The following is a 13048-nucleotide window of genomic DNA, read 5'->3' as shown; positions in this document are numbered from 1 at the left end:
TTACCGGGCCGAAGCGAGTTGAGTGAAGGCGGTGCCGAGCCACTGCTGCACGCCATGCATCGTGGCGGCGGAAGTGTCGAGGAACGGTTGCGGGTAAACGCCGAGGTAAATCAGCAGCACCGCAAGGCCCAGCACCATGATCAGTTCGCGACCGTCCATGCCGTGCAGGATCGAATCCGATTTCGACGGACCGAAGTAGGCACGGTGGATCATGATCAGCGAGTAGACCGAACCGAACACCAGACCGGAGGTGGCAATCGCCGTGATCCATGGCGCACTGGCGAACGTACCGATCAGGATCAGGAACTCGCCGACGAAGTTACCGGTACCCGGCAGACCCAGCGAGGCGGCGGCGAAGAACAGGCTGATCGCCGGCAGGTAAGCGATACGCGACCACAGACCGCCCATCTCACGCATGTCACGGGTATGCAGACGCTCGTACAGCTGACCGCTGAGGATAAACAGTGCCGCGGCCGACAGACCATGCGCCAGCATCTGGATCACTGCACCTTGCAGTGCCAGTTGGCTGCCGGAGTAGATGCCGATCAGTACGAAGCCCATGTGGGAAACGGACGAGAAGGCGATCAGACGCTTGATGTCGGTTTGCGCGAAAGCGAGGAACGCACCGTAGAAGATCCCGATCAGACCGAGGGTCATGGCGATCGGCGCGAACTCGGCCGAAGCATTCGGGAACAGCGGCAGGGCGAAACGCAGCAGACCGTAGGCAGCGGTTTTCAGCAGGATACCGGCGAGGTCGACGGAACCGGCAGTCGGCGCCTGGGCGTGGGCATCAGGCAGCCAGGAGTGGAACGGCACCACAGGCAGCTTGACCGCGAAGGCGATGAAGAAGCCGAGCATCAGGATGTACTCGGTGGTCATTGACATCTTGGTCTTCAACAGGTCGGCGTAGTTGAAGGTAATCACGCCAGTGTTGTTGAAGTTGACCAGCACCAGACCGAGGATCGCCACCAGCATGATCAGGCCGGAAGCCTGAGTGAAGATGAAGAACTTGGTCGCTGCGTAGATCCGGGTTTTCTTGCCGTCCGAAGAACTGTGACCCCAGAGCGCGATGAGGAAGTACATCGGCACCAGCATCATTTCCCAGAAGAAGAAGAACATGAACAGGTCGAGGGCGAGGAACACGCCGACAACGCCGCCCAGGATCCACATCAGGTTCAGGTGGAAGAAGCCAACGTGACGTTGAATCTCTTTCCACGAGCAGAGTACCGAGAGGATACCCAGCAGGCCGGTCAGCAGGATCATCAACAGCGACAGGCCGTCGAGGGCCAGGTGCACGTTGATGCCGAAGCGCTGGATCCAGACGTGCTTGAACTCAAGCGCCCAGGTCGGATCGGCGCCAGGCGCCGGAGCAAATGAATAGTCACCGTGGGCCCACAGCCAGAGGCCGAGGGCGAGTTCCAGGGTCATGGTCAACAGCGCAATCCAGCGGGGGAGGGTAGCGCCGAAGCGCTCACCCATCCAGCACAGCAGGCCGCCGATGAAGGGGATCAGGATTAGCCAAGGCAGAATCATGACGGGCTCGTTTCCTTTCGCAAATTCGCAAGGTTCATATCAGACCGCTACCAGCACGATGGCGCCGATTACCAGCACGGCACCAGCAGCCATCGAGGCGGCATACCAACGCAGTTGACCGGTCTCGGTGCGGCTCAGGGCGGTGTGACCGCCTTTGGCCATACGCGGGATCAGACCGATGGTCTGGTCGAGCGGGTCTCTGCGCAGTACATGGCTGATCGCAAGGTACGGCTTGACGAACAGTTTGTCGTAGATCCAGTCGAAGCCCCAGGCAGCGAACCACCAGGCCGAAAGGAAACGGCCGATGCCGCTGTTGGCGATTGCCGTCACGAAGCGACGCTTGCCGAGGAACAGCAGGGCCGCCAGCAGGATACCGGCCAGGGCGATGGCGCCCGAAGCGATTTCCAGACTGTGCTTGGCTTCGCCACCGGCATGGCCAACGCTTTCCGGCAGTACGCCGTGCAGCGGTGGAACGATCATGGCGCCGATGAAGGTCGACAGCACGATCAGTACCGACAGTGGCAGCCAGTGAGCGATGCCGTGACCGGCGTGGGCTTCAGTCTTGGCTTCACCGTGGAACGTGATGAAGATCAGGCGGAAGGTGTACAGCGAAGTCATGAACGCGCCGACCAGACCTGCGTAGAGCAGACCGTGGTTGCCGCTGGCGAACGCTTCCCAGAGGATTTCGTCCTTGGAGTAGAAGCCGGCGGTGACCAGTGGCAGGGCGGCCAGTGCAGCACCACCGACGATGAAGCTGGCGTAGGCCAGTGGCAGTTTTTTCCACAGACCGCCCATCTTGAAGATGTTCTGCTCGTGGTGGCAGGCAACGATCACCGCACCGGACGCAAGGAACAGCAGGGCCTTGAAGAAGGCGTGGGTCATCAGGTGGAAAATCGCGCCATCCCATGCACCAACGCCCAGCGCCAGGAACATGTAGCCGATCTGGCTCATGGTCGAGTAGGCGAGGATACGTTTGATGTCGGTTTGTACCAGTGCGGCGAAACCGGCCAGTACCAGAGTCACACCACCGACGATGCCGACCAGGTGCAGGATTTCCGGCGCCAGGGTGAACAGACCGTGGGTACGGGCGATCAGGTAGACACCGGCGGTCACCATGGTTGCAGCGTGGATCAGTGCCGACACCGGAGTCGGGCCAGCCATCGCGTCCGCGAGCCAGGTTTGCAGTGGCAGTTGTGCCGATTTACCGACCGCACCACCCAGCAGCATCAGGGTCGCCAGGGTGATCCAGAAGTCGCCGACCTGGAATTTCTGCGGTGCCAGCACCAGCAGTTCCTGGATGTTCAACGTGCCCACTTGCTGGAACAGGATGAACAGGCCGATGGCCATGAACACGTCGCCGATCCGGGTCACGATGAAGGCCTTGAGTGCGGCGTTACCGTTGTTGCGGTTGCTGTAGTAGAAACCGATCAACAGGTACGAGCACAGACCCACGCCTTCCCAGCCGAAGTACAGGAACAACAGGTTATCGCCGAGCACCAGGAACAGCATGCTGGCGATAAACAGGTTGGTGTACGAGAAGAAGCGCGAGTAACCCGCTTCGCCGCGCATGTACCAGGACGCGAACAGGTGGATCAGGAAACCTACGCCCACCACCACGCCGAGCATGGTGATCGACAGGCCGTCGATGTAGAGGGCGAAGTCAGGCTTGAAGCCTTCGACCGCCATCCACTTCCACAGCACCAGGGTGTAGTGACCGCCCTCGGGAGGCGCGACGTTGAATTGCCAGATGACGTAGGCGGCGACAATCGCCGACAAGCCAATGGAACCCACGCCGATCAGCGCCGAGAGGTTTTCCGACCAGCGTCCACGGGAGAACGACAGCAGCAGGAAACCGATCAGAGGGAATACAAAAGTCAGAAAGATTAGGTTCATCCGCGCATCTCACTGGCAGCGTCGATATCGAGCGTGTGGAAGCGGCGATACAGTTGCAGCAGGATCGCCAGGCCAATACTGGCTTCGGCGGCTGCCAGGCTGATCACCAGGATGAACATGATCTGTCCATCCGGTTGGCCCCAACGGGCGCCTGCAACGATGAAGGCCAGTGCAGAGGCGTTCATCATCACTTCCAGACTCATCAACACGAACAAAATGTTGCGGCGGACCATCAGGCCGACCAGACCAAGGCAGAACAGGATGCCGGCAACGGCCAATCCATGTTCGAGAGGGATAGCAGGCATGTCTTACTCCTTCGCCTCGTTACGGCCCAAATGGAACGCCGTGACGGCTGCGGCGAGCAGCAGCATCGAGGCGAGTTCGACCACCAGCAGATACGGACCGAACAGGCTGACGCCCACGGCTTTTGCATCGACGGTGGTGTGGCCGATGGCCTGGCCGCTTTGGTGAGCGAACAGCACATACAGCAGTTCGGCCAGCAGCAGGGCAGCGAGAATCACCGGCCCGGCCCAGATACCGGGCTTGAGCCAGGTGCGTTCCTGCTGAACCGAGGCGGGACCCAGGTTCAGCATCATCACCACGAACACGAACAGCACCATGATGGCGCCGGCGTAGGCGATCACTTCCAGCACGCCGGCGAACGGTGCGCCGAGTGCGAAGAAGGTCATGGCCACGGCGATCAACGAGATGATCAGGTAGAGCAGGGCGTGCACAGGGTTGGTGTTGGTGACCACACGAAGCGTGGACACCACCGCGATACCCGATGCGAAATAGAAAGCGAATTCCATCGTTCTTCCTTAAGGCAGCAAGCTCTTCACGTTGATCGGTTCGGCTTCGTTCTGCGCAGAGCCTTTCGGCTTGCCAGCGATTGCCATACCTGCAACACGATAGAAGTTGTAATCAGGGTTTTTGCCGGGGCCGGAGATCAGCAGATCTTCTTTCTCGTACACCAGGTCCTGACGTTTGAACTCGGCCATCTCGAAATCCGGGGTCAACTGGATTGCGGTGGTCGGACAGGCTTCCTCGCAGAGACCGCAGAAAATGCAGCGCGAGAAGTTGATACGGAAGAAGTCCGGGTACCAGCGACCGTCTTCGGTTTCAGCTTTCTGCAGCGAGATGCAACCTACCGGGCAAGCCACGGCGCACAGGTTGCAGGCTACGCAACGCTCTTCGCCATCGGGGTCACGGGTCAGGACGATGCGACCACGGTAGCGTGGCGGCAGGTAGACCGGCTCTTCCGGGTATTGCAGGGTGTCGCGCTTGCGGAAGCCATGGCCGAAGACCATGACCAGGCTGCGCAACTGGGTACCGGTACCCTTAACGATGTCGCCAATATATTTGAACATGGGTCAAATCCTCACTGAACCGCAACCGCAGGTGTGTTCCACAACACAACCGCAGCGGTTATCAGCAAATTGATCAGGGTCAGTGGCAGGCAGAATTTCCAGCTGAAATCCATCACCTGGTCATAACGCGGACGCGGGATGGAAGCGCGCAGCAGGATGAACAGCATGATGAAGAACGCGGTCTTCAGTGCGAACCAGACGAAGGACAGTTGCGGCAGGATGCCGAACGGACCGTGCCAGCCACCGAAGAACAGGGTGACCAGCAGCGCCGAGATCAGGATGATGCCGATGTATTCACCGACGAAGAACATGCCCCATTTCATACCGGCGTATTCAATGTGGTAACCGTCGGCCAGTTCCTGTTCCGCTTCCGGCTGGTCGAACGGGTGACGGTGAGTCACGGCCACGCCAGCGATGAAGAAGGTACAGAAGCCGAAGAACTGCGGAATGATGAACCACAGGTTCTGCGCCTGGTACTCGACGATGTCGCGCATGTTGAACGAGCCGACCTGCACCACGATGCCCATCAGGGACAGGCCCATGAACACTTCGTAGGACACGGTCTGCGCCGAGGCACGCAAGCTGCCGAGCAGGGCGAACTTGTTGTTGCTCGACCAGCCGGCGAACAGCACCGCGTAGACCGACAGACCGGCCATGGCGAAGAAGAACAGCAGGCCGATGTTCAGATCCGCCACGCCCCAGGTCGGGGTGATCGGGATGATCGCGAACGCGATCAGCAGGGCGGACATGGCCACCACCGGTGCCAGGGTGAAGATCACCTTGTCGGCAAACGGCGGGGTCCAGTCTTCCTTGAAGAACATCTTCAGCATGTCGGCGGCGATCTGGAACATGCCGAACGGGCCAACGCGGTTCGGACCGTAACGGTCCTGCCACCAGCCCAGCAGGCGACGTTCGACAAAGCTGAGCAACGCGCCCGCGACCACGACGGCCAGCAGAATCACGATGGCTTTGATGACCGTCAGGATCACATCGATCACTTCAGGGGTGAACCAGGTCATTGCGCTGCCTCCTGCAGACCGTCGACGGATACGCCGGCGAATGCCGGTGGAATGCCGGCGATGCCCGCAGGCAAGGCCACCAGACCAGCGCCCAGTTCTTCATTGATGCGCAGCGGCAGACGCAGGGTCTGGCCGGCCACGTTCAGGCTCAGCAGAGCACCGTCGTTGACGCCCAGGCGATCCGCTTCGGATTTGGCCAGAGCCACGTACGGAGCCGGGATGCGTTCCTGTACCGGCGCGGCTTTCGACGAGTTTTCGTCGCTGCCGAACAGGTGGTAGAACGGCACGGCCTGCCAGGTGCCCGGCGCCGGGTTGAATGCGCGCGGAGCAGCGGCGAACCAGTTCAGCGAATCGCCGGTGCTTTCGATCAGGCGGGTGCCCGGGTCGCCAGCACGCAGGTGACCACCGACTTCGTCCTGGAACTTGTTCCAGGCTTGCGGCGAGTTCCAGCCCGGCGACCAGGCAAACGGCACCTGCTGACGCGGTTCGGCAGAGCCCGAGTAACCTTCCATGGAGAAGGCAAACGCGGTGTCTTTGTCTTGCGGGGTGCGCGGTTCGTGAACGCTGATGTCGGCGCGCATCGCGGTGCGACCGGAATAACGCAGCGGCTCACGCGCCAGTTTCAGACCCTTGATGCGGAACGCGGCAGACGGTGCGGCGTCGACGATACGTGCCAGTTGCTCGGTGCTCGAAGCCACGGCAGCGGTGACGTGGTCGAGTTGCGTCCAGTCGATTGGCTGGTTCAGCAGGGTCGAGCGCAGGGCGTGCAGCCAGCGCCAGCCTTCGTGAACCAGAATGCTCGCATCCATGTATTGCGGATCGAAAACCTGGAAGAAGCGCTGGGCGCGACCTTCCTGGCTGACCAAAGTACCGTCGCCTTCAGCGAAACTCGCCGCTGGCAGCACCAGTTGCGCGCGGTCGGTGGTGGCGGTCTTCTGGTGGTCGGCAACGATCACGACTTTCGCAGCGTTCAGCGCGGCATCGACCTTGGCTTTCGAGGTGCGGGTGTACAGATCGTTTTCCAGCACGACGATGGCGTCGGCCTTGCCATCGATCACGGCTTGCAGCGCCGCGTCGACCGATTCGCCACCGAGCATGGCCAGGCCAAGACTGTTGGCTTCCGGCACGATCAGGCTGATCGAACCGTTCTTCTCGCGCAGCTTCAGGGCTTTGGCGATGTTCGCCGCCGCTTCGATCAAGGCTTTGGAGCCCAGCGAAGTACCGGCGATGATCAGCGGACGTTTGGCCGCGAGCAGGGCGTCGGCAATGCGCTTGGCCAGCTCCTCGGCTTCCGCGTCCAGACCTTCAACGGCCGGGGCGCTGGCGTCCAGAGCGTGAGCCACGGCGAAACCGATACGCGCCAGATCGTCGGGAGCGGCGTGAACGCATTCTTCAGCGATGTCGTCGAGCTTGGTTTCGGCCAGGCTGGCGATGAACAGCGGGTTCAGTTCGTGCTGACCGATGTTCTTCACCGCAGCATCGAGCCACGGCTGAACGCGCATGGCTTCGGCCATGTCTTCAGCTTTGCCCTTGACCGACTGACGCAGGGACAGCGCCATACGGGCGGCGGTCTGGGTCAGGTCTTCACCGAGGACGAACACGGCGTCGTGGTCTTCGATGTCGCGCATGTTCGGCACGGGCAGCGGGCTGTCTTTGAGCACTTGCAGGACCAGACGGATGCGCTCCAGTTCGGAGGCTTCGATACCGGAGTAGAAGTGCTCGGCGCCGACCAGTTCACGCAGCGCGTAGTTGCTTTCGAGGCTGGCACGCGGTGAACCGATACCGACGATGTTGCGCCCGCGCAGCAGATCGGCCGCCTTGTCCAGCGCCTGATCCAGACCCAGCTTGGTGCCGTCGGCCAGCATTGGCTGACGTGGACGGTCGGTGCGGTTGACGTAGCCATAACCGAAACGGCCACGGTCGCACAGGAAGTACTGGTTCACCGAACCGTTGAAACGGTTTTCGATGCGACGCAGTTCGCCGTAACGCTCGCCCGGAGAGATGTTGCAACCGCTGGAGCAGCCATGGCAGATGCTCGGCGAGAACTGCATGTCCCATTTACGGTTGTAGCGCTCGGAGTGAGTCTTGTCGGTGAACACACCGGTCGGGCAGACCTCGGTGAGGTTGCCGGAGAACTCGCTTTCGAGGGTGCCGTCTTCAACGCGACCGAAGTACACGTTGTCGTGGGCGCCGAATACACCGAGGTCGGTGCCGCCGGCGTAGTCCTTGTAGAAACGCACGCAGCGGTAGCAGGCGATGCAGCGGTTCATTTCGTGGGAAATGAACGGGCCCAGTTGCTGGTTCTGGTGGGTGCGTTTGGTGAAGCGATAACGGCGCTCGTTGTGGCCGGTCATCACCGTCATGTCTTGCAGGTGGCAGTGACCGCCTTCTTCGCACACAGGGCAGTCGTGCGGGTGGTTGGTCATCAGCCATTCGACAACACTGGCGCGGAACGCCTTGGATTCTTCATCGTCGATGGAGATCCAGGTGTTGTCGGTGGCTGGCGTCATGCAGGACATGACGATGCGACCACGGGTGTCGTTCTCGTCGGTGTACTGCTTGACCGCGCACTGGCGGCAGGCCCCGACGCTACCAAGTGCGGGGTGCCAGCAGAAATAAGGGATGTCGAGGCCCAGCGACAGACATGCCTGTAACAGGTTGTCTGCCCCGTCGACTTCGAGCGCTTTGCCGTCTACGTGGATAGTGGCCATGGTTCAAAGGTCTTCGTTGGCCCGGTGTCAGCGGGCGTGGCTAATGGAATCTTGTTATCCGTCCGAATCCAGTCAGCCCCGAAAGGCGTCATCGGACGAAAGGCGAAGGGCACGGACCCTTCGCCTTTTAAGCGTTTACGCGCCGACTACGATCGGCCTTGCCAGAGGCGGGACGGCGGCGCTTGCAGGCGCGATACCGGCTTCGAACTCTGGACGGAAGTATTTGATGGCACTGCCCAACGGCTCCACGGCACCCGGTGCGTGAGCACAGAAGGTCTTGCCTGGGCCGAGGAAACCGACCAGACCCAGCAGGGTCTCGATGTCGCCTGGCTGACCGCGGCCTTCTTCGATGGCCATCAAGAGCTTGACGCTCCATGGCAGACCATCACGGCACGGGGTGCAGAAGCCGCACGACTCGCGGGCGAAGAACTGCTCCATGTTGCGCAGCAGGGAGACCATGTTGACGCTGTCGTCCACCGCCATCGCCAGGCCGGTACCCATCCGGGTGCCCACTTTGGCGATGCCGCCGGCGTACATCTGTGCGTCGAGGTGTTCCGGCAACAGGAAACCGGTACCGGCGCCACCTGGCTGCCAGGCCTTGAGCTTGTAACCGTCGCGCATGCCGCCGGCGTAGTCTTCGAACAGCTCGCGCCCGGTGACGCCGAATGGCAGTTCCCACAGGCCAGGGTTCTTGACCTTGCCGGAGAAGCCCATGAGCTTGGTGCCCATGTCTTCGCTGCCTTCGCGGGCCAACGATTTGTACCAGTCAACGCCGTCGGCAATGATCGCCGGCACGTTGCACAGGGTTTCAACGTTGTTCACGCAGGTCGGCTTGCCCCACACGCCAACGGCGGCAGGGAAGGGCGGCTTGGAGCGCGGGTTGGCGCGGCGGCCTTCGAGGGAGTTGATCAGTGCGGTTTCTTCACCGCAGATATAACGCCCGGCGCCGGTGTGCACGAACAGTTCGAAATCGAAGCCGCTGCCCAGAATGTTCTTGCCCAGCAGACCTGCCGCCTTGGCTTCTTCCACGGCACGGTTGAGGTGCTTGGCGGCGGTGGTGTACTCGCCACGCAGGAAGATGTAGCCACGGTAGGTTTTCAGAGCGCGGGCACTGATCAGCATGCCTTCGATCAGCAGATGGGGCAGTTGCTCCATCAGCATGCGGTCTTTCCAGGTGTTCGGTTCCATTTCGTCCGCATTGCACAGCAGGTAGCGGATGTTGATGGATTCGTCTTTGGGCATCAGGCCCCACTTCACGCCAGTGGGGAAGCCTGCACCGCCGCGGCCTTTGAGGCCGGCGTCTTTCACGGTCTGGACGATGTCGTCCTGAGCCATGTCGGCGAAGGCTTTGCGCGCAGCGGCGTAACCGTTCTTGGCCTGGTATTCGTCGAGCCACACGGCTTCGCCGTCGTCACGCAGACGCCAGGTCAGCGGGTGAGTCTCGGCCGAACGCTTGATGCGGTTGGCAGGACCGAAAGATGTCAGGGTCATACGTAGCCCTCGAGCAGTTTGGCCACGCCGGCAGGCTGCACGTCGCCAAAGGTGTCGTCGTCGATCATCAGCGCCGGTGCCTTGTCGCAGTTGCCGAGGCAGCAGACAGGCAGCAGGGTGAAACGACCGTCGGCGGTGGTCTGACCCAGGCCGATGCCCAGATTGTTCTGGATTTCGCTGACCACCGACTCGTGGCCGCCGATGTAGCAGACCATGCTGTCGCAGACGCGAATGATGTGGCGGCCGACCGGCTGACGGAAGATCTGGCTGTAGAACGTCGCCACGCCTTCAACGTCGCTGGCGGGGATGCCGAGGATCTCGCCGATCGCGTACAGGGCGCCATCCGGCACCCAGCCGCGTTCTTTCTGAACGATCTTCAGGGCTTCGATCGACGCCGCGCGCGGGTCTTCGTAGTGATGCAGCTCGTGCTCGATGGCCGAGCGCTCGGTTTCACTCAAGGTGAAACGGTCTGTCTGGATAAGCGTGCTGTTCATGCTTAGCGGTCCACGTCGGCCATAACGAAGTCGATACTACCCAGGTACGCAATCAAGTCCGCGACCATGCTGCCTTTGATCACCGAAGGGATCTGTTGCAGGTGCGGGAAGCTCGGAGTGCGGATCCGGGTACGGTAGCTCATGGTGCCGCCGTCGCTCGTCAGGTAATAACTGTTGATGCCCTTGGTCGCTTCGATCATCTGGAAGGATTCGTTGGCCGGCATGACCGGACCCCACGAAACTTGCAGGAAGTGCGTGATCAGGGTTTCGATGTGCTGCAGCGTGCGCTCTTTCGGCGGCGGCGTGGTCAGCGGGTGATCCGCCTTGTACGGGCCTTCCGGCATGTTGCGCATGCACTGGTCGATGATCTTGATGCTCTGGCGCATCTCTTCGACGCGGACCATGCAGCGATCGTAGGCATCGCCATTGGCGGCCAGCGGTACTTCGAACTCGAAGTTCTCGTAGCCGGAGTATGGGCGCGCTTTACGCAGGTCGAAGTCGCAACCGGTCGAACGCAGGCCGGCACCGGTGACGCCCCATTCCAGGGCTTCTTTGGTGTTGTACTGCGCGACGCCGATGGTCCGGCCTTTGAGGATGCTGTTCTGCAGGGCAGCCTTGGTGTATTCGTCGAGGCGTTTTGGCAGCCATTCAACGAAGTCTTTCACCAGTTTGTCCCAGCCGCGCGGCAGGTCGTGGGCGACGCCACCGATGCGGTACCAGGCCGGGTGCAGACGGAAACCGGTAATGGCTTCGATCACCGTGTACGCCTTCTGGCGGTCGGTGAAGGTGAAGAACACCGGGGTCATGGCGCCGACGTCCTGGATGTAGGTCCCCAGGAACAGCAGGTGGCTGGTGATCCGGAAGAACTCGGCCATCATGATGCGGATGACGTCGACCTTCTCGGGCACCTTGATGCCGGCCAGCTTCTCGACCGAGAGCACGTACGGCAGGTTGTTCATCACGCCGCCGAGGTAGTCGATACGGTCGGTGTACGGGATGAAACTGTGCCAGGACTGACGCTCGGCCATCTTCTCGGCACCACGGTGGTGGTAACCGATGTCCGGTACGCAGTCGACGATCTCTTCGCCATCGAGTTGCAGAATGATGCGGAACGCACCGTGCGCCGAAGGGTGGTTCGGGCCCAGGTTGAGGAACATGTAGTCCTCGTTGGCCCCGGAACGCTTCATGCCCCAGTCTTCAGGACGGAAGCGCGCGGCTTCTTCCTCAAGCTGCTGCTTGGCGAGGTTGAGGCTGAACGGATCGAATTCGGTGGCGCGCGCCGGGAAGTCCTTGCGCAGCGGGTGACCTTCCCAGGTCGGCGGCATCATGATGCGCGACAGGTGCGGGTGGCCTTTGAAGTCGATGCCGAACATGTCCCAGACTTCGCGCTCGTACCAGTTGGCGTTCGGCCAGATGCTGGTGACGGTCGGCAAGCTCAGGTCGCTTTCGGACAAGGCGACTTTGATCATCACGTCACTATTACGCTCAAGCGACATGAGGTGATAGAACACGGTGAAGTCGGCGCCCGATGGCAGCCCTTGACGCTTGGTGCGCAGACGCTCGTCCACGCCGTGCAGGTCATAGAGCATGACGTACGGCTTGGGCAGGTTGCGCAGGAAGGTCAGGACTTCGACAAGTCTGGCGCGCGCCACCCACAGCACCGGCATGCCGGTGCGGGTCGACTGAGCGGTGAACGCTTCGGCGCCAAAACGGTTGTTCAATTCGACGACCACATCCTGGTCGTCTGCCTTATAAGGCGGGATGTACAGAGCGCTGCCTGTAGTCATGGTTATTTTTTCGCTTTCGGTCAACGTAAAGAATGAAGCCAGCTTCTCGTTTCTTTGTAAGAACAGACTGGATCAGACTTCGTCAGGGCTGCGCAGGTTGGTGACTGCGATTCGCTGTTCGCGGCGCTGTTCCTTTTGCGAAGGCATGTCGGCGCGATAAACGCCTTGGTCGCCAACGACCCAGGAAAGCGGACGACGCTCCTGTCCAATCGATTCCTGCAACAGCATCAAGCCTTGAAGGAATGCTTCTGGACGAGGCGGGCAGCCAGGTACGTAGACGTCCACGGGCAGGAACTTGTCCACCCCTTGAACCACGGAGTAGATGTCGTACATGCCACCGGAGTTGGCGCACGAACCCATGGAGATAACCCACTTCGGCTCGAGCATCTGCTCGTAGAGACGCTGAATGATCGGCGCCATCTTGATGAAGCAGGTACCGGCGATAACCATGAAGTCGGCCTGACGCGGTGATGCCCGGATCACTTCGGCGCCAAAGCGCGCGATGTCGTGGGGCGCCGTGAAGGCGGTGGTCATTTCCACGTAGCAGCACGAAAGGCCGAAGTTGTACGGCCACAGGGAGTTTTTACGCCCCCAGTTGACCGCGCCACTCAGCACGTCTTCGAGCTTGCCCATGAAAATGTTTTTGTGAACTTGATCCTCTAACGGATCGGAAACGGTTTCCCGTTCGCCAATCGGATACTGCTCGTTAGGAGCATCTGGGTCGATTCTGGTGAGATTGTATTGCATTGCCAA

General features: G+C 61.0%; 11 protein-coding genes. All 11 read right to left on the bottom strand.

Annotated features, from left to right (window positions below; genetic code table 11):
• The 11 genes from nuoM to JFU48_RS26050 all read right to left on the bottom strand — a co-directional run bounded on the left by nuoM (window position 1) and on the right by JFU48_RS26050 (window position 13042).
• A complete protein-coding gene (gene nuoM, locus JFU48_RS26100) occupies window positions 1–1533 on the bottom strand; it encodes an NADH-quinone oxidoreductase subunit M (protein WP_003223785.1) in 1533 nt (510 codons plus the stop codon).
• A 39-nt stretch (window positions 1534–1572) separates the two neighbouring features.
• Entirely contained in the window at window positions 1573–3426 is a 1854-nt protein-coding gene (gene nuoL, locus JFU48_RS26095) for an NADH-quinone oxidoreductase subunit L (RefSeq protein ID WP_201138137.1), read from the bottom strand.
• Window positions 3423–3731 carry an NADH-quinone oxidoreductase subunit NuoK gene (gene nuoK / locus JFU48_RS26090; protein WP_003223790.1) on the bottom strand — a complete coding sequence of 103 codons (309 nt, stop codon included), beginning with the start codon at window positions 3729–3731 and terminating at the stop codon, window positions 3423–3425. Before nuoK ends, nuoL begins: the two co-directional genes overlap by 4 nt.
• Window positions 3732–3734: 3 nt before the next feature.
• Entirely contained in the window at window positions 3735–4235 is a 501-nt protein-coding gene (gene nuoJ / locus JFU48_RS26085; RefSeq protein WP_003223793.1) for an NADH-quinone oxidoreductase subunit J, read from the bottom strand.
• Window positions 4236–4244: 9 nt separating this feature from the next.
• Window positions 4245–4793, bottom strand: coding sequence for an NADH-quinone oxidoreductase subunit NuoI (gene nuoI, locus JFU48_RS26080; protein ID WP_003223795.1), 549 nt, complete (start codon window positions 4791–4793; stop codon window positions 4245–4247).
• Between the two features lie 11 nt (window positions 4794–4804).
• Complete coding sequence (gene nuoH, locus JFU48_RS26075; RefSeq protein WP_003223797.1) at window positions 4805–5812, bottom strand: NADH-quinone oxidoreductase subunit NuoH; 1008 nt, start codon at window positions 5810–5812, stop codon at window positions 4805–4807.
• Window positions 5809–8523, bottom strand: a complete 2715-nt coding sequence (gene nuoG, locus JFU48_RS26070; protein WP_201138136.1) for an NADH-quinone oxidoreductase subunit NuoG — start codon at window positions 8521–8523, stop codon at window positions 5809–5811. Before nuoG ends, nuoH begins: the two co-directional genes overlap by 4 nt.
• A gap of 135 nt (window positions 8524–8658) precedes the next feature.
• Window positions 8659–10014 (bottom strand): NADH-quinone oxidoreductase subunit NuoF, encoded by a 1356-nt coding sequence (gene nuoF, locus JFU48_RS26065; protein WP_027614663.1) that lies wholly within the window; start codon window positions 10012–10014, stop codon window positions 8659–8661.
• The gene (gene nuoE, locus JFU48_RS26060; RefSeq protein WP_003223804.1) at window positions 10011–10508 is read right to left on the bottom strand and encodes an NADH-quinone oxidoreductase subunit NuoE; all 498 of its coding nucleotides are present in this window, start codon (window positions 10506–10508) and stop codon (window positions 10011–10013) included. The genes nuoF and nuoE overlap by 4 nt, the downstream gene beginning before the upstream one ends.
• 2 nt (window positions 10509–10510) lie before the next feature.
• Window positions 10511–12295: an NADH-quinone oxidoreductase subunit C/D gene (gene nuoC / locus JFU48_RS26055; protein WP_003223807.1), complete on the bottom strand. Its 1785-nt coding sequence runs from the start codon at window positions 12293–12295 to the stop codon at window positions 10511–10513.
• Between the two features lie 72 nt (window positions 12296–12367).
• Complete coding sequence (locus JFU48_RS26050; RefSeq protein WP_003223809.1) at window positions 12368–13042, bottom strand: NuoB/complex I 20 kDa subunit family protein; 675 nt, start codon at window positions 13040–13042, stop codon at window positions 12368–12370.
• Between the last annotated feature and the right edge of the window lie 6 nt (window positions 13043–13048).

The organism is Pseudomonas sp. TH49 (assembly GCF_016650625.1).
GTDB classification, from domain to species: Bacteria; Pseudomonadota; Gammaproteobacteria; order Pseudomonadales; family Pseudomonadaceae; genus Aquipseudomonas; species Aquipseudomonas fluorescens_H.
Note: the sequence above shows the minus strand (reverse complement) of the source record. Positions and strands in the feature narration are given on the sequence as shown.